This is a genomic window from Asaia siamensis, assembly GCF_014635085.1.
Classification (GTDB): Bacteria; Pseudomonadota; Alphaproteobacteria; order Acetobacterales; family Acetobacteraceae; genus Asaia; species Asaia siamensis.
On record NZ_BMCH01000008.1, the window covers coordinates 151,818 to 172,146 of the forward strand.

A 20,329-nucleotide genomic window follows, 5' to 3' on the forward strand; every position below is an offset into this window, starting at 1 on the left:
GTGAGAGGCGGGCAATCAGGATCATTTTACGGCGCCAAAGGTCAGGCCGCGCACAAGCTGCTTCTGGCTGAACCAGCCAAAAACCAGGATCGGTGCAACAGCGAGCGTCGAGGCAGCAGAGAGCTTGGCGAAAAACAGCCCTTCAGGTGACGAGAAGGATGCAATGAAGCTCGCGAGCGGTGCCGCATTCGATGAGGTGAGGTTGAGAGACCAGAAGGCCTCGTTCCAGCACAGAATGAGCGAGAGCAGAGCGGTCGACGCGATGCCGGGCAGGGCGAGCGGCAGCAGGACCACGCTGATCTCCTGCCAGCGATTGGCTCCGTCCATGCGGCCAGCCTCGAGGATGGGCACCGGCACCTCCTTGAAGAAGGTGTAAAGCACCCAGACGATGATCGGCAGGTTGGTGAGCAGGTTGATGATGGCCAGACCAATGACTGTATCAAGCAGCCCGGTGGATTTGGCGATCAGATAAACCGGCACTAATACACCGACCGGCGGCAGCATGCGGGTCGAGAGCATCCAGAGCAGCGTGCCCCGCGTCCGCTTGCCGGGAAAGAAGGCCATGGAATAGGCGGCAGGTACTCCCAGAAGAAGCGCGCCGCCCGTCGCCAGAACGGACATAAAAACCGTATTGAACGTGAAGTGCCAGTAATTCTCCTGGGCAAACACGTCATGATAGCTTTGCAGCGTCGGATGAAAAATGAGATGCGGCGGTGTCGAGATGGCATCCATCTCGCTCTTGAAGCCGGTCAGGACCATCCAGAAAATTGGAAAGAAGATCCACAACGCCACCGCCCAGCCAATGATGCCGAGGGCGATTTTGGGCAGGCGTTTCGTTTTGCTTGCCATGGTCTCATGCCTCCAGATTGCGGGCGACCGCACGGACGAGGAAGGCCGCGATGACATTGGCAATGATGATGGCAATCACCCCGCCAGCCGACGCACCACCGATATCGAATTGCTGCAAGGCACGAGAGAAAATCAGGAAGGCAAGATTGGTTGAGGCAACACCGGGTCCACCCGAGGTCGTGACGGAAATCTCGGCGAACACGGTGAGAAGATAGATCGTCTCGATCATGATCACGACCGTGATGGCACGGCTCAGATGCGGCAGAATGATATAGCGAAAACGGGCAATTGGTCCGGCGCCATCCATGCGCGCGGCTTCTTTCTGCTCATGATCGAGCGACTGCACGGCGGTCAGCAGAATGAGCACGGCGAAGGGTAGCCATTCCCACGCGACGATCATCATCACTGTCTGCATCGGATAGTGAGCAAGCCAGTCTATCGGCTGCAGACCAATGGCCCTCATGAACGCGCTATACACCCCGTAAATCGGGTGCAGCATCAGGTTTTTCCAGAGCAGCGCCGAGACTGTGGGCATAACGAAAAACGGCGAGATGACCAGAACGCGGGCGATACCGCGGCCCCAGAAATCCTGATCGTACAGCACCGCAAGCAAAATACCGCCGCCGACGCTGATCACCAGCACGCCCAGAACGAGCAGAACCGTGTTGAGCAGGGCATAGAGGAAATCTGGGTCGGTCAGGAGGTAGACGTAATTACTGAATCCCGCGAACCCCTTCAGTGTCGGGTCGACAAGATTATAGTTCTGGAATGAATACCAGAGCGTCAGGACAAGGGGGAGCAAAGACCAGATCAGCAGGATGATGACAGCAGGAGAGAGAAAGACTCCCGCGCCGGATTTACGTTTCACCCGTTCCGGTGTGGTAATGACGGCTTCCATAGGCAAGCTCCGCAGGCGGCTGGCCGCCTGTACTGGCTGTGAAGGAAAACACTGGGGAAAGAATGGGGCGCCTCTGACGGTGAGGCGCCCCGGGACTGGGAAAGATGGTGTTCAGGAAGAAAGTGCTTCTCGCATCAGCGCGCGGTAGTGCAGCTGCCCTTCATGCATTGCCTGAAAAACAGCAAATTTTGCGTCGTGATAGCGCTTCGTGCGCTCGTCGGGCGCAACCTCCGCACCGACACGCGCCATCTGGGACATGGCGCTGCGCATGTCGGCATAGGCGCCTCCAGCAACGGCGCCAAGAATGGCCGAGCCAAGAAGCACGGCGTCCGTCTCCTGCGGCAGCATGATACGACAGCCCGTGGCATTGGCATGTTCACGCAGGAACACAGGGTTCTTCGTGCCGCCGCCCGTCGCGAAAATGGTATCGATCGCATAGCCCTTTTCGTTGAGGGCGCGAATGATATCGCGTGTGCCATAGGCCAGAGCCTGAATGGTCGCGAGATAGAGCCTGGCCAGATCGTCGATTGTCGCCGAAAGGCTCAGCCCGCTCACTATGCCCTTGAGTGTCGGGTCGGCATGCGGCGAACGATTGCCATGAAAATCGGGCGATACGTGGAAGTCTGCGGTCAGCGCGCCGGGGAGGGCGCCATGCTCGAGCAGGGCAAGCCGCTCATTCAGCAATTCATAGACGGTGCGTCCTTCGGCCTTGGCCTTTTCGGCCAGAGCCGGACCCTGGGCATGAGTGGAGATCACGAAGTCGACGAGTGAGCCGACCGCTGACTGGCCTGCCTCGTTCAGCCACATGCCTGGCAGCATCGCCTCGGAATAGGGGCCCCAGACGCCGTCGACATAACGGGCATCACGCGACACGGCCATGTGGCAGCTGGACGTGCCGCCAATAAGGGCGAGGCTGCGATCAAGCGCCGCATCATCGAGCGTTTCGCCTGACGCCGCGCCAAGAACACCAATGCCACCGGCATGGGCATCGATAGCGGAAACCCCAACGGGAATGCCGGCTGCGAGGCCAAGTTCGCGTGCAGCGACGTCGCTCAGTCCGTCTCCAACTGCTTCGCCCAGAGAGCGCACCGTGTCGCCAATGCGGCGATAGTGCTCGTCAGCAAGTTCACCAAGACCAATGGCCTTGAAATAACTGTCATCCCATCCTTTGTCATGGGCGAGATAGGTCCATTTGCAGACGGTCGAGCAGCAGCTGCGCGAATCCGCCCCTGTGGCTCGCCAGGTCAGATAGTCCGGCAGGTCGAAGAAATACCCGGCCCGGCTGAAGGTCTCGGGCATATTACGCTTGAGCCAAAGCAGCTTGGGCGTTTCCATCTCCGGTGAGATGGTGCCACCGACATAACGCAGCACATCATATTTGCCTGCATTGATCTCATCGGCCTCTTTCATGGCGCGATGATCAGCCCACAGGATCACATCCTGCTCGGACGCCCCTTCCAGATCAACGGAGAGCGGCTTGCCTTCACGGTCGAGAACGACGAGCGAGCAGGTTGCATCAAAGCCTATCCCGCGAACGACAGGTGAGTCATTGGCGAGTTCGGCCATGGCGGAACGGACGCATTTGCAGATGGCAGCCCAGATATCGGTCGAGGATTGCTGAATGAAATCGGCCTTGGGGCGCCATGTCTGGGTCGGAATGACGCAGGAAGCAAGCTTTTGCCCGGTCAGAGAAAACACACCGGCGCGCGCGCTGCCTGTGCCGACATCCACGCCAATCACTACGTCCATGGGAACCCATCCAAACTCTTACGAATTCGTCATATTCCCACTCAGGTTCTGGGATGCAACTCACCAATGCGTGTGATCTGTCTCAATATGTATGAGATATCGCACAAAAAAACCCGCCATCCTGAGATGACGGGTTTTTCGGGCTCGATGCGGAGGATCTTGCCTTAGAAGTCCACGCCCGCCTGAAGGAAGACGTTACGTCCGACAAAGAGGTTGCCGTACTGATAGACGTTCGAATTGGTCGCGCCATCCACAACATAGGGGGGCTTCTTGTCGAACAGGTTCCGCACACCGGCCTGGAAGCTCCACCGGTTCAGCTGATACCCAAGGGTGATGTCGTGTGAGAAAATCCCAGGCGTCTTGTAACGTCCACCTGTGGCCTTTGTCAGATCGACTGTCTGGTTATTCCAGACCATGCCGCCCGTGTAGCTCATCATATAGGTGAAGCTGAAGGCATCATGGCGCCAGGTCGCAGTCGTATAGTTACGGACGCGCGGCTGGCCCGACCCGTTATTATAGAGCAGGCGGCCGTCATAATTGTACCACTGCCCACCCGGGACATATTGCTGCTGATAGCTGATGAGCTGCTGGAAATTATTGCTCAGGCTCAAACGATCATGACGGGTAATGCGGAAGGCGTAGTCCAGATCAAGATCGAGACCGCCGGTACGCAGACCACCGAGATTCTCATAAAGTGCCGAAGCCGTCTGGATCTGGTTGTTCGGCGCACGAACGATGTTGTTGCAATAGCTCGCGTTTCCGCCGGTGTAGCACTGATCAAGAAGGTACTGCGTGCCGATCACGCTGATCATGTTCTTGACCGTGTAGTGCCAGTATTCTGCCGAGAGCGAGAGACCCGGAATCCAGTGCGGCGTAATGACCGTGCCGAACGTATAGGTACGCCCCGTCTCCGGCTTGAGAGCCGCATTACCGCCCTGGAGGGTGGGCACCTGGCCCTGGCTCACCATTGTGAAGTTTGACGGAATACCCTGACGTGCACAGGTTGCTGCAACGGTTGCCGATTGGGCGCCATAGCTTGCAACCTGCGAGCAGGGGTCGTTAGCGAACTCATAGCTCAGCTGCTGGCCACCAAACATCTGATAGACGTTAGGCTGGCGATATGACGTGCCGAGTGTGCCACGGAAGCGGATATCGCGATTGGGTGCCCAGTTGATGGCAACCTTCCAGTTCTTCGCGCCGCCGAACGTATTGTAGGACGAATAACGCCCCTGCGCATCGATCGTGAGATCTTTCGCGAGGAAGGCATTTCTCAGAAGGTTGAGCTTGCCCTCGAGATATCCCTCGGAAACATTGAAGCCACCGCCCGCATAGGACTGCGCGTTTGTCAGAGCGATGCCTTGCTCCACCAGCGGATCAGGGCTGTCGCTGACCTGTTCGCTGCGGTGCTCCATGCCCAGGGCGATACCAAGATCACCGCCATTTTTCCACGGCATTGAGACGACATGGTTGTTATGCACGCGGAAATTGGTGTCGCGGAACTGGTACTGGATGTTCTCGACAGTCGTATAATTCGCGTAATTCGCACCCTGCTGCGTCAGACGGCCGAAAGGCGAGGACAATTCGCAACCCGCTGACGCCTGACAGACCGAGGGATCATAGCTGAGCTTGCTGTCCGGATTGCCGGGTTCGTCGGCACGAAGGCCCCAGGCATTCAGAAGATTGGCGTAATTACCGACGTTGAGAGTACGCACCTGCTCACGGTTCACACCATAAGTGTAGGAAGCGTCATACATCCAGCCATGGGTGATCTCACCCTTGGCGCCGAACATACCGGTGACTGTGTCGGAAGCCCGCTCGGTGCGACGCGAGCCGAATTCGCTCATGCGACGATAGACCTGGGTCTCTTCACCGAACGGATTGCCGGGATAATCCGCAGGCACATAAACGGAGTTTGGCAGCGTGCTGGGAGGAATGGCGCCGCTGACCGGAACCGGGGCCAGAAAGCTGTTCGTCGTACGATGGCTGTAGAGCACATTCGCATAAAGCGTCAGGTGCTTGTTTACATCGTAATGCGTGTCACCGGAGAGCGATGAGTCCTGATACGAACTGGTCAGGCTCTGATTACGATTGAACGGATAACGGTCGTTCTTGGTGAAGGGAACAGCCGTCTGCCCGTTGTCGTGACTCGTATAGGTGCCACCGCTATCGGGATAAAACGTGCCTGTGCTGGCATAGCCGGAGCCAAAGGTCGGCTGTCCCGTCACAGGATTGTTCTGTGCCGCCGGATTTGCCCAGGAGCGATTGCGCTGCATGACGCCGCTCGATGTCAGATACTGGCCAAACAACGTGATGTTGCCTTTGCCGTGGTCAAAGTTCCAGCCCTTGAAGCCGGAAAGCATGCCCTCGGGTGCATCGCCGTATTGAGAGATGCTGCCGCGCATCGTGATGTTGCCGGTGTTGACGTCGTGACGCATCTTGATGTTGATCACGCCCGAAACGGCGTCTGCACCATAAAGCTCCGAGCCGCCATCCTTTAGGATCTCGACGCTTGCGACCTGCTGAACCGGGATCGAATTGAGATCGACGCAGTTATTGGCGCCGTTGACCGTTGTACGCTTGCCATCCACCAGCACAAGTACGCGAGACAGGCCAAGGTTACGCAGATCGACGCAGGAAACGCCACCGCCACCATTGGTGACAGAGTTGCTTACGCCGCTGGAGCCGACTGACGGCAGGCGCATGAAGTAGTCGCCAAGATTGTTCACGCCTGTCTGGGCGATCTGCTTGGACGTGATGATCTGGACCGGATTGGCATTGGTGTTGTTCGAGGTGCTGAGCGCCGAACCGACAACCGTGATGCTCTCATTGCCGGACGGGGCAGGGCCAGCCAGGCTCTGCAGCGCGTTGCTGCGGGCGCGGGCTGGTGCCGTGGTGGAAACGGCGGCGGCCGTCGTGCCCGTCGAGGTTGCGGCCTTGGTTGCAGCGTGTGTGCTGCGCTTCGAAGCGGCCTTGTGAGTTGCCTTGTGTGCAACTGCAGAGTTCGTTGCTGCCTGAGCGGAAACACTGACACCAGCAAGGATTGTCGCACCCAGCAGCAGCGAGGCGTGGCGGAGGCGAATGCGGGAAATGGCCATTGGTCACTTTCGCGGAAGGAAATGATGGCGCAAGGAGCGCCGAATGACCCCGAGATGGCACAGCGTGATTGAGGGTTTCAATCTCGTAACGTGATGTCACCCCCTGTAATTGTGACATTTCTATTGCGATGTGTTCCATATGCAACAGGCTGTTGCGTCGGCAATGTTATAAAACTTTAAAAAAAAGGCTTCCGTGGGAATTTTATTACCCACCACCCTTGACCGCCTGTTCACAGAAACTTTACAACGACGCACCTCGCGAAAACGCGAGCAGAAACACAGCCCCTAGTGAGCCGCCATGTCTCTTCATCCCGTCGTTGCTTCCGTCACAGAGCGCATCATTGAGCGCTCCGCCGTGTCGCGGCGCCGTTATCTCGCCCTGATGGAGCGCAACCGCCAGAAAGGAATATCGCGGCCGCGTCTGGCCTGCGGCAATCTGGCCCATGCCCTGGCAGCGTCAGGTGAGGACAAGGCGCGCCTCATGCGCGGCGGTGGCGTGAATCTGGGCGTCATCACAAGCTATAACGACATGCTCTCGGCGCATCAGCCCTATGCGCGCTACCCGGACCAGATGAAGCTCTTCGCCCGCGAAGTGGGGGCAACAGTGCAGGTTGCCGGGGGTGTGCCGGCCATGTGCGACGGCGTGACGCAGGGGCAGGAGGGTATGGAACTCTCCCTGCTGTCGCGTGACAATATCGCCATGGGAACGGCGATTGGTCTGAGCCATGGCATGTTCGAGGGCGTGGCGCTTCTCGGGATCTGCGACAAGATCGTGCCGGGGCTGCTCATGGGCGCGTTGCGCTTCGGCCATCTGCCCGCCTTGCTCGTTCCGGCCGGACCGATGACGTCTGGCCTCCCGAACAAGGAAAAACAGCGTGTCCGCCAGCTTTATGCAGAAGGGAAGGTTGATTCGAGCGCGTTGATGGAGGCCGAGGCCGCTTCCTATCACAGCGCAGGCACCTGCACCTTCTATGGTACGGCCAACACCAACCAGATGATGGTCGAACTCATGGGGCTGATGCTCCCGGATTCCGCCTTCTGGAACCCGAACAGCCGTATCCGTCAGGCACTTAACCGCAAGGCTGTACATCGTCTGGTCGAGATCGCGCGTCCCGGTGAGGACCACCGACCGCTCGCCCATCTGGTCGATGAGAAGGCGATCGTGAATGCGGCGGTTGGTCTTCTGGCAACGGGGGGATCGACCAACCACGCCATCCATCTTCCGGCCATTGCCCGCGCTGCAGGTATCTGCATCGACTGGAGTGATCTCGACGAGCTCTCTTCCGCTATACCACTGCTGACCCGCGCCTATCCGAACGGATCGGCTGACGTGAACGCGATGCAGGAAGCGGGCGGCCTGCCGACGCTCATTGCAGCGTTGTGCGACGGGGGCATGCTCCATCAGGACATCCTGACCGTTTCGAAGGGCGGGTTTGCCGAGTATGCGTGTCGTGCCCGGCTTGAGGGTGAAGCCCTGCTTTACAGTGCGGCGCGTGCCTCTGCCGATCGCGGCGTGCTGCGCGACACGAAGGACCCTTTCCGCAAGGATGGTGGCATGCGCCTCGTTCAGGGATCGCTCGGCAGAGGGATCTACAAGACGAGCGCTGTCGACGACGATCGTCAGACTATCGAAGCGCCCGCGGCAGTATTTCATACCCAGGAAGACGTCATTACTGCCTTCAAGGCAGGCAAGCTCAATCGCGATGTGATTGTGGTTGTTCGCTTTCAGGGGCCGGATGCCAATGGCATGCCCGAGCTGCATCGCCTGACACCGACCCTGGCCGTGCTACAGGACAAGGGCTACCGCGTTGCCCTTCTGACAGACGGACGCATGTCCGGCGCAAGCGGCAAGGTGCCGGCAGCCATTCATATCTGCCCGGAAGCCCAATCCGGCGGCCCGATCGCTCTTATCGAAGACGGGGATATGCTCCGGATCTGCGCCCGTCGGGGCGAGATTGAAGCCCTGGTCGATCCTGCGATATGGGAGCGCCGTAAACCCGCATCACCGCCATTGCCGGGGGCAGGGACGGGACGTGAGCTGTTCACGCTGATGCGCAGCCGCTCTGACAGTGCGGAAAAGGGCGGTTCGGCCATGCTCGCGGCTTTGGAAGACGTGATGGATTGTCACGGCGCGGAACTCGATAAGGAAAATATTCATGCTCGACACGACATTGCTGGACGCCGTGATGACACGATGCCCGGTCATACCGGTTCTGGTCATTCCGGATCTGTCTCTGGCACGCCCGATCGCGCAGGCGCTGGTCGCGGGCGGGTTGACCACGCTTGAGGTAACCCTCCGCACCGATTGCGCCCTTGAGGCCATTCGCGAGATGTCGAAGGTCGAGGGCGCTCATGTCGGTGCCGGAACCGTGCTGAATGGTGATGATCTGGCGCGCGCGACCGAGGCTGGTGCCCAGTTCATCGTCAGCCCCGGCCTGACGGCAGAAGTGGCCGCTGCAGCACAGCGTCATGATGTGCCGCTCCTGCCTGGCGTTGCTAATGCGGGTGACATTATGCGCGGCCTTGATCTGGGGCTGAGCCGGTTCAAGTTCTTCCCGGCCATGGCCAATGGCGGTCTGCCCGCGCTCAAGGCGCTTGCCTCGGTTTTCGGCAAGGTGAAGTTCTGCCCGACGGGTGGGATCAGCGAAGACAATGCAGCCGAGTGGCTGGCAGAGCCTGCCGTGACTTGCGTCGGTGGTTCCTGGCTGACGAGCGGTCAGTTCGATGCTGGCGCCGTTGAATCCCGGGCCCACCGCGCTGCGCAGATCGGTCGCTGAAAACCGGGCCGCTTTCTCAACCGCGGGTGAGATTCCTCCCGCGGTTGAAATGGCCAACGCCATTCACACGTTACCTCGGAAGGTTTTCCGGGGCGATAGCAGTCGGATTTTATGGATCCCCGATGACGACCGGGTTTCGCTAATTTAAGTTTTATGATGAGTGCAATTGCAAGTTCACGCAAAAGCGCCGAATAGATTCCGATGTGTCAACATAGCGCCCTTAACGAGTCTCAAGGCAGCGCGGCGCGCGCATGACCAAAAAGGGACGCTCTTTCTTCGGGCTTGCGGGCGTCATCGTCCTTGCAATGACCACCGAATTGAACGAGCAGGTCTCCTCCCAGTCTTTGCCTGATATCCTTGGCGGGCTGGGCATTAGTCATGACGCAGGCACTTGGTTCAACAGCCTTTATCTGTCTGCCGAGATTTTCGGCATGTCACTCGCGCCCTGGCTTGCGCTGACGTTCAGTGTCAGGCGGTTTGCAGTTTGCGTGGCCATGACTGCCAGCCTTTCGGCGTCGCTGATTCCCTTTACCGATAATCTGACCCTTCTTTATATGCTTCGCATGACCGAGGGGTTGGCGGGCGGCTTCGCTATTCCGCTCGTGCTTATGATTGCCTTACGAGTGCTCGCGCCTCCCATCAGGCTCTACGGACTCGCTGCCTATTCGCTCACGGCGACCTTCTTTCCCAATCTAAGCACCGCGCTGGCTGGTCTTTGGACAGATCTGGTCGACTGGCGTTTTGTCTTCTGGCAGGCCGTGCCTTTTGGCAGTCTGGCCGCCTCGCTTTTGTGGTATGGCATAGCGCCGGAAAGGCCAAATTACCGCCGTTTTGCCCGTTTCGACTGGAAAGGCGCTCTGCTGATCCTGTTCGGCTTTGGAGCGCTCTCGACGGTGCTGCAACAAGGTGACCGCTTTGACTGGTTCAATTCGCCAGCAATTTGTGTGCTCTGCCTTATTGCAGCTATCTGCCTGCCACTGCTGGTCTACAATGAATGGCATCAGCATACGCCGCTTTTTCGGTTCCAGCTTCTGGGCCGGCGTAACTTCGCCTATGGGGCGTCAACCCTACTCATCTTTCTCGTCGTGTCTCTGGCCTCATCGACCTTGCCCGCGACCTTCCTTCAGGAGGTTGCCGGATACAGGCCGGAACAGATCTATCTTGTGACCCTCGAGATCGCCTGTATCCAGCTTGTTATGCTGCCTCTCATGGCGGTCGTCCTGAACAGCAAATCGGTTGATAGCCGTGTGGTCAGTCTGCTGGGCATGATGCTGATCCTGATGGCCTGCGCTGGCGACAGCTTCATGACCGTAGGGTGGAACCGGAACGAGTTCTATCTGTGGCAGATCTTTATGGGCGCAGGCGAGGCCATGATTGTCATGCCACTTCTGATGATGTCGACCAATTCGCTCGTTCCGGCCGAGGGGCCATTTGCCGCGGCCATGGTCAATACGCCGCGCGCTGTCGCGCAGGCGATCGGGATCTGGCTTTTGCAGTTGATTCATCGCTGGCGGGGCGGACTGCATTCGAACCGCCTGACCGACCGTATCGGTGTTGATCGTTATCGGACGTTTCAGGCCAATGCGCTCCCGTTGCAGAAGCCGGCGCCGCTTCTGCCGGATGGCACACCCCGAAGCGGTGACTCGCTTGTGACGTTCAAGTCGCAGCTGGCGCACCAGACAACAGTTTTAGAATTATCTGACGCCTACATGATCATTGCGGCGATTACAGTCTGTCTGATGATATCGGTGCTGTTCCTGCCGCAACGTACATTTCCCCCCCGTCTCATGTTCATAAAGAAACAATCCTGAGCCATGGCCTTCGACGATCAAGAGAGCAAACCGGCCAAGTGGCCTTTCGTTGTAACAGCCCTCGTCATCCTAGTTTTCAGCGGGGTCATTCTGGGTATCGTCTTTTTGCCGACGCGGCATGTCTGGACGAATGATGCCTATGTGAGTGCCCATTATGCAACGATAGCCCCACGCATACCCGGCCAGATTATTGAGGTGCTCGTCGATGACAATCAGAGCGTGAAGGCGGGGCAGGTACTGGCGCGGCTTGATCCCCGGGATTACGAAACTGCTCTTATGCGCAGCAAGGCACAGCTTGTGCACGACGCAGCCTTGGTCAGCGATGCGCAGGCCAGCGTCGAGCGCCAGCCGAGCATGATCGAGGAAAGCAAGGCTGAGGCAGGCCGCATCAGCGCCCAGCTCGTCTATGCCCGCCAGAATGCCCAGCGTTATCACAATCTGGCCCAGACAGGGGCGGGTTCCAATCAGGAGCGGCAGCTGACCGACGCTTCCATGAGGGAAATGGAAGCCAATCTGCGCAGTATGAACGCACGCATTGTCGCGGCAGAGGCGGAACTTCCCATTCTTCGGGCACGCCATGACGCCGCGCTCAAGACCCTCGAGATAGACAGGGCAGTCATCAAGCAGGACGAACTCAATCTGTCTTATACAGACATACGCGCACCGTTCGATGGTATGGTTGGGGAAAAGACGGTGCAGAGTGGTAATTACGTTGCGCCGGGTGCTGCTTTGATGGCTGTGGTCCCGATGGATCAGCTCTGGATCATGGCGAATTATCGCGAGATCGCGCTGCGGCATATGCGACCGGGCCAGCACGCCCGCATCCATGTCGACGCCTATAACATGGATCTGGACGGAATTGTCGACAGTATCCCTCCTGCCTCGGGAGCGGCATTCGCGCCGATTGCTCCGGAGAATGCGACCGGTAATTTTACCAAGATTGTCCAGCGCCTGCCAGTCAAGATCATCGTCTCGCCGGGTCAGCCACTGGCGAAACTTCTGCGTATGGGGTTCTCTGTCGAGACCAGTGTCGATACGCAGCTCGAAAATGTGGTGGACGAACAGCAGCACAGCACAACGGGAATCACAGCACGATGAAATGTGCTGCCCGCATTGCCGCCACAGCGCTCACTACGACGCTTTTGACCGGATGCACGCTGGGTCCTGACTTCAGGCGACCCGATGTCATCGCGCCCACGCATTACGGGCAGGAGCCGCAGGATGTTGCGGGGGGCACCTATGGCGGGCCGGTAGACATCGCTTGGTGGAAGCTGTTCCACGACGATGAACTAAACCGGCTGATCGATCGTCTCGCGGTGCAAAACATCGATCTTCAACGCGGCATGCAGCGTATCGAAGAGGCACGTTCACAGACCCGGATCGCTGCTGCGCAAGGTTTGCCGAATATGAACTGGGCGGGGTCCTATACCCGCACCCATCAGAGTTCGACGGGGTTCATCTCTCTTGTGCAGCCGCGATCAGGCGCGCCCAACGAATATGATTTCTTCCAGAACACGCTTGGCGCTTCATGGGATCTGGATCTTTTCGGGCAGATCCGCAGGGCCGTCGAGGCGCAGCATGCCACGCAGGAAGCCGCTATCGAAGCGCGCCATGGCCTCGCACTGAGCACACTGGCGACACTCGTCAATTCCTACATGCAGCTCAGAGGGGTACAGGATCAGATCGCCATCACCGAACGCCACCTGTCGGTCTCTGACCACGATGTGTCTCTGGTGGAAGCGCGTTTTGGCAATGGAGCGGCCACCACGCTCGACCTGGCACAGGCGCGCACCGAGCAGGCCAACACGGCGTCTACCTTGCCCAATCTGCGTAATGCCGAGAGTGCGCTGATCAACGCCATCGGCTTGCTACTTGATGAACCACCGCGCAGTCTTGCGATCGAACTGGCGCGGCATGAGGGATCAATGCCGATTGTTGTGCCCGCAGCGCCCATCGGTCTGCCTTCGTCTCTCGCACGCAGACGCCCCGATATCCGTGAGGCCGAGGCGCGCCTTCACGTCGCCACTGCCGGCGTGGGTGTCGCGATTGCAGCCTTCTACCCCGATATCACACTGACCGGGCAGATGGGCACGCAGACCCTGTCGGCCGCAAATTTCTTCTCTCTGCCTTCGCGGCAGTTTGCTACGGGGCCGACGCTTTCAGTGCCGCTCTTTGAAGGGGGGCGTCTGCGCGGCACTCTTGCGCTGAGAAAAGCAGAGCAGAAAGACGCTGCGCTCGCTTTTCACCAGACGGTCATGACCGCCTGGAATGAAGTAGACAACGCATTGACTGCCTATGCGCAGGCCCAGAAGCGTCTCGTCCAGACTGAGATCGCCTGGCAGGAAAGCCGCAAGGCCGTGTCGATTGCCCAGCAGCAATATCGGGAAGGCGCGGTAGATTTCCTGCAGGTCGACACAGCTGAGAGCGCAGCTCTCGAGGCCGAGGCGAATTTCTCTGCTAACCGTATCCAGATTGCGACGTCCTTCGTCTCCCTTTACCGGGCGCTAGGCGGCGGATGGGAATATGCCGCGTTTACTGAGAAGAATGCCCCAACAGGCTCTAATTGAAGGATTGTTCTCCTCTGGAGGCTAACCGCGCTCTTTTGAGCGAACGTGAAGATCATCGGGTAGAGTTCTGATTTTGAATGTTTTTTAAAATCGGCGTGGCTAAATTTTGAGGCTCTAACTCGGGGAGAGTTGCCTGCGGAGCGTTAAAAACTCAGCCGTAAAATCAGGAGGATAGACGAGAGTCTCAAAGTAATGTCATAAGGCGGCATGATCGGACGTTCTCATATCGTTCTTGGTGTCGCTTCCGCCATCACTGCGTCGTCTATGGGCTACGTGCCGCTGTCTTTCCTGAGCCTGTGCGCAGCCGGGCTTGGCAGCCTTGCCCCTGATCTGGACACGGAAAGATCGCTTCTCGGTTGCCGTATGGTGTGGCTCTCCCGACCACTTTCGCGGCTGTGCGGCCATCGTACCGTCACGCATTCCTTTTTCGTGCCATTGCTTATCGCCTGGGGTCTTGTGCACTTTCAGGGAATGGGATCGCTCCATTCGCCATGGGGAGCGTTTCTGGTCGGATATGTGAGCCATATCGTCGCTGATCTGATGACTGGCGGTTGCTGGGCGCTCTATCCCTTATCGAAAAACAGGGTATCTCTCTGGCCATACGCCAAGACAGGCAGTTTCAGGGAGTATCTCCTTCTTGTCTGCTGCCTGGGGCTGCTGAGCTGCGTGACCTATCATTATCTGTCCCGTAATCTGCTTCATGACGGTTCGAGAGCGTCGCAACACGCCTTCATTGCCTAATCGGGCGCAGGGAACTAAGAGCAGCACAGAAAATAAGCCATTCTGGAGCCCGTCATGTCCTCTCCCGATCGTCTGCCCATTCGTCGGGCGCTTCTCTCCGTTTCAGACAAGGCGGGGCTGATCACGCTCGGCAAGGCGCTGGTCGCGCAAGGCGCCCAGCTTCTCTCGACCGGAGGCTCGGCCAAGGCGCTGCGCGAGGCCGGTCTGGATGTGACGGATGTGTCCGACCATACGGGCTTTCCGGAGATACTGGATGGCCGCGTCAAGACGCTTGTGCCTCAGATCCATGGCGGCATTCTCGGCCGTCGCGATCTTGCATCGCATCTCGCCCAGATGGATGAGCATCAGATTGCGCCGATCGATCTCGTCTGCGTCAATCTCTATCCCTTCGCTGCCACGGTCGCCTCTGGTGCCGATGCCGAAGACTGCATCGAGAATATCGATATTGGTGGGCCGGCGCTTATCCGTGCTGCAGCCAAAAACCATGATCATGTCGTGATCCTGACCGAGCCAGCACAATATGACGCCCTCATTGCCTCGCTGGCGCAGGGCGGATCGACCCTGGCCGAGCGTCAGCTCTGGGCTGGCGCAGCCTACGCCCACACGGCTGCCTATGACTCGATGATCGCTTCCTGGTTTGCCGGTCAGCGCGGCGAGGCCCTGCCTGAAACCATGACGCTGAGCGGTTCACGGCGCGAATTGCTGCGCTACGGCGAGAATCCGCATCAGAACGCGGCTTTCTATGTCACCTCCGAAAAGCGCTATGGCATTGCTACAGCCACCCAGATTCAGGGCAAGGCGCTCAGCTATAACAACCTCAACGACACGGATGCCGCTTTCGAGGCTGTTGCCGAGTTCGACAAGCCGAGCGTCGTCATCGTGAAGCATGCCAACCCCTGCGGTGTCGCAAGCGCTGAGACGCTCGAATCCGCCTGGAAATCCGCCCTGAAATGCGACCCGGTTTCGGCCTTCGGTGGCATCGTGGCCCTCAATCGCCCGCTGGACGAAGCAACGGCAGAGCAGATCGCGACAATCTTCACCGAGGTGATCGTCGCGCCCGACGCGACAGATGGCGCGAAAGCCGTTCTGAGCCGCAAGAAGAACCTGCGCCTTCTGCTGACCGGCGGCGTTCCTTCGGCGACCTCTGAAGGGCTCACATTCAAATCCGTTTCTGGTGGCTTCCTCGCGCAAAGCCGGGACGCAGGGCAGGTGACCGAGGCCGATCTGCGCGTCGTGACCAAACGTGCGCCGACAGACGCCGAAATGGCCGATCTTCTCTTCGCGTTCCGTGTGGCCAAACACGTCAAGTCGAACGCCGTCATCTATGCCAAGGACCGCGCAACGGTTGGTATCGGTGCGGGTCAGATGTCGCGTGTCGACTCAGCGCGTATCGCGGCACGAAAGAGCCTGGACGCTGCCGAAGCAGCAGGCGAGAGCGTGGCCCTGACGCAGGGTTCTGTTGCCGCATCCGACGCCTTCTTCCCGTTTGCGGATGGGCTTGAGAGCGTGATTGCTGCGGGTGCGGTCGCCGTCATCCAGCCGGGCGGATCGATCCGCGATCAGGAAGTGATCGATGCGGCCGATGCAGCAGGTATTGCCATGGTGTTCACGGGTATGCGCCATTTCCGTCACTGACGGTCAAATCGTCGTAGCGAAACAGGAGGGCAGAATGGGTAATCGCTTGCAGAAGCTTTGTGCATCGATAGGGCTCGCTGCCCTTCTAGGCGGATTTTCGGGTGTCGCTTCGGCCGCAATCACCCCGCCTGCCGACACGGCTCCATCCGGTAATTGCGTCTTTGATCTTGGCAATCTGCCGCGCTTTTCAGGCAAGATCGAGCGTCTGCTACCCGGCACGCAGGGGGATGCTGTCGGGGCCCTCCTGACAGATGGCACGGAGGTCGAAATGCCTCCCGGCCTAGCGGCACAGGACCATCACCTGCGCGCCGGGGTCGTACTGGTCGTAAAAGGACTGGCAGCGCCCTCGCTTCATCTTGTGCGTGCGCTCGCGCTCAGCGGCAAGTCTGACCTTTGTGCCGCGCCCATGCCTGAACTGGTGACATCAGCCCCGCCAGCCAATGCGGAAGGCCGCATTGTCAGGCTGCTGCATGACGGTGATGGTGCACTGAATGGCGCTGTGCTGAATACAGGCACGGTGCTGCGCGTGCCCGCGTCAGGTGCCCGCACGAATTTTCTCAGGCTTGGGGTGCCGATTTACGCTGAGGGCTATGGTTATCAGACGGCTTTCGGCAAGCTTGTGGTTGCGCGTCGTCTTGGGCCTGACCGCCTGCAGGCGATCCACGTGTCTGACGAACCGCTCATCCCGCGCGGTGCGCCGCCAGGCTCGACAGGTTACGACCAGATCGAGGCGCCGGGCGGCACGGAATAGGATTTCAGCTACCCCGCCCGATATAGGGGGCGGGGTGCCGTTGCTCAGACGATATCTGACTCGCGCAGGGCCAGCGTGAGACAGGGCGAGAGTGGCAGGATGGGCGCTACTGTCGCCTGAAAAGCGTGATAGAGATCGGCCTTGTCGGCATAGACCTCGCCTGAAATATGCCCGTCCGCGTCGACTTCGTTACGCCAGCCGCCATGTTCGTGATCGATCAGCGCCTCGGCGATATAATCCCAAAGCTTGCGATACCATGTCTCATAGGCCGGACTGCCTGTGCGCTTGAGTAGGTTGACCGCAGCCGTGACAGCTTCGGCCTGTACCCAGTGGGCGCGCACGGTTACATGCGGTTTGTGATCCCAGTCGATGGTATAGATCATTCCTGGCTTGCCATCTGCTGCCCAGCCATAGCGCAGGGCTGAGTCGAGCAGCGCTCGCGAGTCATGCAGCATCCATCCCGGCGCCACGCCGTCGCGACGAAGCAAAGCCGCTTCAACCTTGACGGTCAGATGCGCCCATTCAGCAAAATGCCCGGGTGTCATACCATAAGGGCGCAGTGAGTCTGTTGGTTTGTCCTTGTTGTAGTCGCGCAGCAGCACCCAGTCGCGATTGAAATGCTCGGGCATGCAATAATCGTGAGGCCCTGCAATTTCATGAACGAAGCGATGGACAATACGGTGGGCACGCTTGAGCCATTCGTCATTGCCTGTGATGTCTGCGAGCGCGAGGCAGGCTTCGGTCGAATGCATATTGGCATTCGCCCCTCGATAATCTTCCTCATCGCTCCAGTCGCGCGCGAAGCTCTCACGCATTACCCCTTCTTCTTCAGACCAGTAATGTGTCTCGAGAATTTCGGTCGCAAGGGAGAGCAGCTTTTCACCTCCCTCAACACCAAGCAGTGTTGCAGACGACCCGGCGAGTGCCACAAAAGCATGCAGATAGGCCTGCTTACGATTGTTCGGTGCCGATGGTGTTTCAAACCAGCCGCCATGATCCTTGTCATGGAGCGGGCCAAGCAGGGCCGCGACGCCGTGCTGGACCAGCGGCAGACAGCCGGGGATGCCCTGTAATGTCGCCATTGAGAAAGCATGAACCATTCGCGCGGTCAGGATACCATCCGGCTGCGCATCCCTGGGCAGAGAGCCATCACGCCCCAGAGCGCCGAAGCCGCCCTCCATACGTGAGGCCTGGGCAAAACGCAGGAGACGGCGTCCTTCAGCCGCGAGCCAGAGGCGATGGGCGGAGCGTCGAACCCAGCTTGTCTCGGGCAGAAGCATGGGGGAGAGTAGATCGGTCATCGTGCCATCCTGTCGTACTGTCGTTTTGATCAACACGCAGAGAGGGCGGCGGGGTTTCGGTTTGATTGTTCGATTGACTGCCCCGGCTCCTTGCACGGGTTATTTACCATCAATGAGTCAAACCTCTGCCCCGAGCGCAAAGCAAGGCGTGACGGCTGGTGGGGGATGGAGGGCAGGGAGGAGGCGAGCTAATGAGAAAACAGGCTCTCCGGCGAAGGATCCCGATAAAGCCTGTTTCCTGAAGGGGTGCTGTTCTCGCACGCATCCGTCGGGTCAAGTCTGATATCTATGGGTTACTTTTATGGCGATGAAAGACCAGGCCGTAAGCGTGGGAATGACTTGTTTCGACGGCACCACTTTCAGTGCGCAGTTAAGCTCAATAAAATAAAAATACGGGAATATCTGACGTTGGATTTCTTCTACGCCTTCTATCAGCAGCCAATGACATTACTGGCAGTCGAAGAAGGGCCTATACTCCTCGCGTATACCAGCGCACATATCGATAGTATCTGTGGCCCCTGTCGTGAGGGGGAGATGCTCAATGATTTGTGGCGATATTCCGCGCTTATCTCGCTTTGCAGATTTTTGCATACAGGCATACTTTGTTCATGGGGCCTTGAAAAGGCGAATGACGTGCTGACTGAACTTGCCAATAGCCCTCTGACCTATCAAAGAGACACTGTCTTGTGGGAAACTTATGAGTTTTGTCTGACGACCAAAGGAAAGAGCCTCCTCGACAACAGTGGCGTCACGGAACTCGGCGGCCCAGCAGAGCCAAAGCTGGAGAAAGCTCTTGCGCGCGCGTTTAGGGTCACCTCCATCAAGCACGATCAGGTTTCTGTATCGAGAGAAGCGCTCGATATCTGGATAGAGAAATTGCGGTATGAAGAGGATGCGTATCCTTTCCATGTGCCTTGATCGATAGCTGACATGAGTGACGTTGCCCCATCGAGCTCTGCGCAGAATACCACTATCTGAAGCTCCCACCGTAGTTTTATGTGTATGGCTCAAGATCTGTCGCCTGATCAGGCAGCCCGCTCGTGCTTGAACGAACTGACCGAATGCATAGACACAGGGCATCGCTCAGCATATACCTGTAGCAGAAAAATAACCCGAGCAAGTCGCGACGGTTGAATATAGAATATTGAGAGATAATAGTTATAATGTCAGGCATATTTGAATTGGGATCAAAAGAAATCCCAAATAATAGAGAAAGCGTGGTCTATTACGTGCCGACGGGCATATCGGGCCTTGAAGATTTCTTCAATATTTTTCGTACCCTGTTGAATTTCCCCTCATATTTCGGGTTCAATTGGAATGCATTCGATGAGTGTATCACTGATCTTGATTGGATAACGTATTACGAGGTCTGGATTGTATTCAGTGATACCCCTAATATCAGTGAGAGAGATTTGAAAATACTTAATAATATTATGATAGATGCAGTTGATCATTGGAGCAGGACGAAAGAGAAGAATCTAAGCGTTGTCGCGCCGCATGGCTTTCTGGGCGCGGGAATTACAACCAAATAATGCCGTTTTCATCGCCTGTATCTTCCATGCGGCCGTTGCTGTCATGTCAAGGCTTGTGCCCCAAGTCAGAGATTGCCGATGATCTGAAATCCTGGTGAGCTGCTGTAGAAAATATCGGCCTTTCCTCACGGCATCATTCTAATCAAGGTTCGAATGACGAGTTGGATAACAACTGTGCCTGAGAAACCGCAAGCGTTACATGATGGGACTTCGCGTATCATTTGGGCGTCAGCGTATCGTCAACGCCTTGCCCGCGCTCCCTAAGCTGGTTGTTTCACGCGCGTCCAATATTTTAGAGCCCTTTTGGAAATTCAGCGTGAGGGGTTTTCAGGGCGTCTGGCGTGTGATTCACACTCAGGATGTGGACGCCAGAACAACGAGGCCGAATGGCCGACATCACCGGTAGGACGAAACGCTATCCATCTGATCTGACCGATGAAGAATGGGAGCGCATAGCGCCCCTGATGCCGCCTGCGAACCGGCGTGGCCGGAAACGAGTGACCGATTTTCGTGAGATCATCAATGCACTGCGCTATCTTGTCCGCTCGGGCTGCGGCTGGGAGATGCTGCCGGCTCACTTTGGTCCGTGGCAGACCGTCTATTGGTGGTTCCGCAGGCTGATG

General features: G+C 58.0%; 16 protein-coding genes. 11 read left to right on the plus strand and 5 right to left on the minus strand.

The genetic code is table 11. From position 1 onward, the window contains the following. Positions 1 to 21: 21 nt before the first annotated feature. The 4 genes from IEV53_RS13635 to IEV53_RS13650 form a co-directional block, all read right to left on the minus strand. Positions 22 to 849, minus strand: a complete 828-nt coding sequence (locus IEV53_RS13635) for a carbohydrate ABC transporter permease (RefSeq protein ID WP_188427376.1) — start codon at positions 847 to 849, stop codon at positions 22 to 24. Between the two features lie 4 nt (positions 850 to 853). Next, on the minus strand, positions 854 to 1,747 hold the full coding sequence (locus tag IEV53_RS13640; RefSeq protein ID WP_188427377.1) for a carbohydrate ABC transporter permease: 894 nt from the start codon (positions 1,745 to 1,747) through the stop codon (positions 854 to 856). Between the two features lie 111 nt (positions 1,748 to 1,858). Further along, the gene (locus IEV53_RS13645) at positions 1,859 to 3,496 is read right to left on the minus strand and encodes an FGGY-family carbohydrate kinase (protein ID WP_188427378.1); all 1,638 of its coding nucleotides are present in this window, start codon (positions 3,494 to 3,496) and stop codon (positions 1,859 to 1,861) included. A 164-nt stretch (positions 3,497 to 3,660) separates the two neighbouring features. After that, positions 3,661 to 6,591, minus strand: coding sequence for a TonB-dependent receptor domain-containing protein (locus IEV53_RS13650; RefSeq protein WP_188427379.1), 2,931 nt, complete (start codon positions 6,589 to 6,591; stop codon positions 3,661 to 3,663). A gap of 298 nt (positions 6,592 to 6,889) precedes the next feature. Here IEV53_RS13650 and edd point away from each other — a divergent pair, with 298 nt between their 5' ends. The 8 genes from edd to IEV53_RS13690 all read left to right on the plus strand — a co-directional run bounded on the left by edd (position 6,890) and on the right by IEV53_RS13690 (position 16,873). Then, positions 6,890 to 8,878 carry a phosphogluconate dehydratase gene (edd, locus tag IEV53_RS13655; protein ID WP_229719903.1) on the plus strand — a complete coding sequence of 663 codons (1,989 nt, stop codon included), beginning with the start codon at positions 6,890 to 6,892 and terminating at the stop codon, positions 8,876 to 8,878. After that, on the plus strand, positions 8,778 to 9,368 hold the full coding sequence (gene eda, locus IEV53_RS13660; RefSeq protein WP_229719906.1) for a bifunctional 4-hydroxy-2-oxoglutarate aldolase/2-dehydro-3-deoxy-phosphogluconate aldolase: 591 nt from the start codon (positions 8,778 to 8,780) through the stop codon (positions 9,366 to 9,368). The genes edd and eda overlap by 101 nt, the downstream gene beginning before the upstream one ends. Before the next feature lie 251 nt (positions 9,369 to 9,619). Next, entirely contained in the window at positions 9,620 to 11,179 is a 1,560-nt protein-coding gene (locus tag IEV53_RS13665; RefSeq protein WP_188427381.1) for an MFS transporter, read from the plus strand. A 3-nt stretch (positions 11,180 to 11,182) separates the two neighbouring features. Further along, entirely contained in the window at positions 11,183 to 12,277 is a 1,095-nt protein-coding gene (locus IEV53_RS13670; RefSeq protein ID WP_188427382.1) for an HlyD family secretion protein, read from the plus strand. Then, positions 12,274 to 13,746 carry an efflux transporter outer membrane subunit gene (locus tag IEV53_RS13675; protein ID WP_188427383.1) on the plus strand — a complete coding sequence of 491 codons (1,473 nt, stop codon included), beginning with the start codon at positions 12,274 to 12,276 and terminating at the stop codon, positions 13,744 to 13,746. The genes IEV53_RS13670 and IEV53_RS13675 overlap by 4 nt, the downstream gene beginning before the upstream one ends. Positions 13,747 to 13,953: 207 nt before the next feature. Next, a complete protein-coding gene (locus IEV53_RS13680; protein ID WP_188427384.1) occupies positions 13,954 to 14,487 on the plus strand; it encodes a metal-dependent hydrolase in 534 nt (177 codons plus the stop codon). 54 nt (positions 14,488 to 14,541) lie between these two features. Next, a complete protein-coding gene (purH, locus tag IEV53_RS13685) occupies positions 14,542 to 16,122 on the plus strand; it encodes a bifunctional phosphoribosylaminoimidazolecarboxamide formyltransferase/IMP cyclohydrolase (protein ID WP_188427385.1) in 1,581 nt (526 codons plus the stop codon). Between the two features lie 34 nt (positions 16,123 to 16,156). Beyond that, positions 16,157 to 16,873, plus strand: coding sequence for a hypothetical protein (locus tag IEV53_RS13690; RefSeq protein WP_188427386.1), 717 nt, complete (start codon positions 16,157 to 16,159; stop codon positions 16,871 to 16,873). A gap of 44 nt (positions 16,874 to 16,917) precedes the next feature. Here IEV53_RS13690 and IEV53_RS13695 read toward each other — a convergent pair whose 3' ends face one another. After that, on the minus strand, positions 16,918 to 18,174 hold the full coding sequence (locus tag IEV53_RS13695) for an AGE family epimerase/isomerase (RefSeq protein ID WP_188427387.1): 1,257 nt from the start codon (positions 18,172 to 18,174) through the stop codon (positions 16,918 to 16,920). Positions 18,175 to 18,582: 408 nt separating this feature from the next. Here IEV53_RS13695 and IEV53_RS13700 point away from each other — a divergent pair, with 408 nt between their 5' ends. From IEV53_RS13700 to IEV53_RS13710, 3 genes are all read left to right on the plus strand, one after another. Further along, entirely contained in the window at positions 18,583 to 19,092 is a 510-nt protein-coding gene (locus IEV53_RS13700; protein ID WP_188427388.1) for a hypothetical protein, read from the plus strand. A gap of 245 nt (positions 19,093 to 19,337) precedes the next feature. After that, positions 19,338 to 19,706, plus strand: a complete 369-nt coding sequence (locus tag IEV53_RS14975) for a barstar family protein (RefSeq protein ID WP_188427389.1) — start codon at positions 19,338 to 19,340, stop codon at positions 19,704 to 19,706. A gap of 359 nt (positions 19,707 to 20,065) precedes the next feature. Next, on the plus strand, positions 20,066 to 20,329 hold a 264-nt coding region (locus IEV53_RS13710; protein WP_188427390.1), incomplete at its 3' end, for a transposase.